The sequence below is a fragment of the Bradyrhizobium sp. genome (assembly GCF_030697065.1).
GTDB lineage: Bacteria > Pseudomonadota > Alphaproteobacteria > Rhizobiales > Xanthobacteraceae > Bradyrhizobium.
The window spans coordinates 1-2,322 of record NZ_JAUYQU010000310.1 but is presented as its reverse complement, the minus strand read 5'-3'; the positions used below and the strand labels follow the sequence as shown (position 1 = coordinate 2,322).

General features: G+C 62.1%; 1 protein-coding gene and 2 pseudogenes. 2 read left to right on the top strand and 1 reads right to left on the bottom strand.

The window, feature by feature from the left end; translation table 11 throughout:
* Together Q8R73_RS24615 and Q8R73_RS24610 are read left to right on the top strand one after the other, a co-directional pair.
* Positions 1-187 (top strand): annotated as a pseudogene (locus Q8R73_RS24615) (hypothetical protein); the annotation flags it as partial.
* Between the two features lie 150 nt (positions 188-337).
* Positions 338-643 (top strand): annotated as a pseudogene (locus tag Q8R73_RS24610) (transposase); the annotation flags it as partial.
* A 154-nt stretch (positions 644-797) separates the two neighbouring features.
* Here the strand turns inward: Q8R73_RS24610 and Q8R73_RS24605 are convergent.
* Positions 798-2,021 carry an ABC transporter substrate-binding protein gene (locus tag Q8R73_RS24605; RefSeq protein ID WP_305722145.1) on the bottom strand — a complete coding sequence of 408 codons (1,224 nt, stop codon included), beginning with the start codon at positions 2,019-2,021 and terminating at the stop codon, positions 798-800.
* Between the last annotated feature and the right edge of the window lie 301 nt (positions 2,022-2,322).

Below are 2,322 nucleotides of genomic sequence, written 5' to 3'. Positions count from 1 at the left end.
GCGCGATGGTTTAGGCTTATACGTGGTCTCCCCGGCGATCGGCTTTCTTGCCGCCGTCACTTGCGGGACTGACCGCAAGCTTGACACCAGCACCGAGGTGTCAGGACCGCACGATTTCACATCCGCTTCAGGCACTCGGGTCAAGAGCGCCATCCGCGTCCACCGCATCCCCGCCCCGCACTGGTGACCTTGCGCAACGCCCCTCGGAGTGGGACGGGATGGCCAGACATATAGCGCGATCCATACTTCTGGTAAACAGAATTATTTTCGTGCGAGGGGCTTGACATGTGATTCCGATAAACCGAAGCGATTTGCCCGTCGGGTCGTTTTGTCGCGGCGGCTGATCAAATCGGCCTTTTCGCGCAGCCTGCCGACCGGCGAACGGATTTCAGACAGCCGCGCCGCCAAGGGCGAACGCGGCATCTGGCAGCGGCGCTATTGGGAGCATACCATTCGCGACGAGAACGATTTCGCGCGGCACGTCGATTACGTCCATATCAACCCCGTCAAGCATGGGCTGGCGCCGCGGGTCAGGGATTGGCCGTATTCATCGTTCCATCGTATGGTGAAGCTCGGAATCTATCCCGAGGATTGGGCCGGTGATGTCAGGGATCATGGAGGAGATTTTGGCGAAAGGCCGTAAGTCGTGAAATAAGGTGATGGGTTTCGCAAGGGCTCAACCCATCCTACAGGCTGATTTGCCCGTCGGGTCGAAAATGCCGGCACTGGTTCTTCAAACAAAAATGCCCGGCGATCGCTCGCCGGGCATCCTGTTGGTGTGACGCCGCAGCGTCGGTTTACTTCTTCACCAGCGGGCAGACGCTCTTGTCGAGCGGAATGAACGCTTCTTCCGCCGGGATGGTGGCGACCAGCTTGTAGTAGTCCCACGGCGCCTTGGATTCCGAGGGCTTCTTCACCTCGAACAGATAGGCCGGGTGGATCTTGCGGCCGTCGGCGCGGATCGAGCCCTTGCCGAACAGATCGTCGTCGGTCGGCATTTCCTTCATCTTGGCGACGACCGCGCGGCCGTCGCGCGGATTGCCGCCGAGCGCTTCCAGCGCCTTGAAGTAATGGATCAGCGAGGAATAGACGCCGGCCTGCACCATGGTCGGCGGGCCCTTCTTGTGCTTTTCGTTGAAGCGCTTGGTAAAGGCGCGGGTCTTGTCGTTGGCATCCCAGTAGAACGTCTCGGTGAAGTTCAGGCCCTGCGCGACCTTCAGCCCGAGCGAGTGGATGTCGGTGATGAACAGCAGCATGCCCGCGAGCTTCTGGCCGCCGGCGACGATGCCGAATTCCGCCGCCTGCTTGATCGAGTTGGTGGTGTCGCCGCCGGCATTGGCGAGACCGATGATCTTGGCCTTGGTGCTCTGCGCCTGCAGCAGGAAGGAGGAGAAGTCGGCGTTGTTGAGCGGATGCCGGACGTTGCCGAGCACCTTGCCGCCATTGGCGGTGACCACCGCTGCGGTATCGCGCTCCAGCGCGTGACCGAAGGCGTAGTCCGCGGTCAGGAAGAACCAGCTGTCGCCGCCGGATTTCACCAGCGCCTTGCCGGTGCCGTTGGCGAGCATCCAGGTGTCGTAGACCCAGTGCACCGTGTTCGGCGAGCACTGCGCGCCGGTGAGATCCGAGGAGGCCGAGCCGGAGTTCAGGTTGACGACGTTCTTGTCCTTGGCGAGGTTGGCGATCGCAAGGCCGACGCCTGAACTGGCGAGATCGACGAACACGTCGACCTTGTCGACATCGATCCACTGCTTGCCGATATTGACGCCGACGTCGGGCTTGTTCTGATGGTCGGCCGAGACCAGGTCGATCTTCCAGCCCTTGGCCAGCAGCCCGGAATCCTCGATCGCCATTTGCGCGGCGACGGACGAGCCGGGGCCGCCGATATCGGCATAGAGGCCGGACTGGTCGCCGAGGCTGCCGACCTTGACGACCTTTTCCAGCTTGGCCTGCGCGAACGCATTGCCTGACAACACCAGGCTCGTGGTCAGCACCAGGGCGGCGATCGATCGTTTCTTCATTATTCCTCCAAAGGATGTTTTTGAAATTCGCGCCAGATGACCGGCGCGAGCGGGCATTATGCCGTGCATTCCGCCGGCCGCATAGCCATGTGCGAAAACAGCGCCGCGCGGCCGGAATATTTCACGTCACGGAGAATTGCGTGTCAGGCGGCCGTCTGAGCGCCAGAAATAGCGCACGCCGACATAGACGATGACGAGACCGATGAAAATCTGCGCCACGGGGAGCCGGGGCCTTGCCTGCGGACCGCCGGCGTTCCCTTGGGCAGTCCTTTGGGCGGTCCTGGCCGGCTTCGGCGCCGGC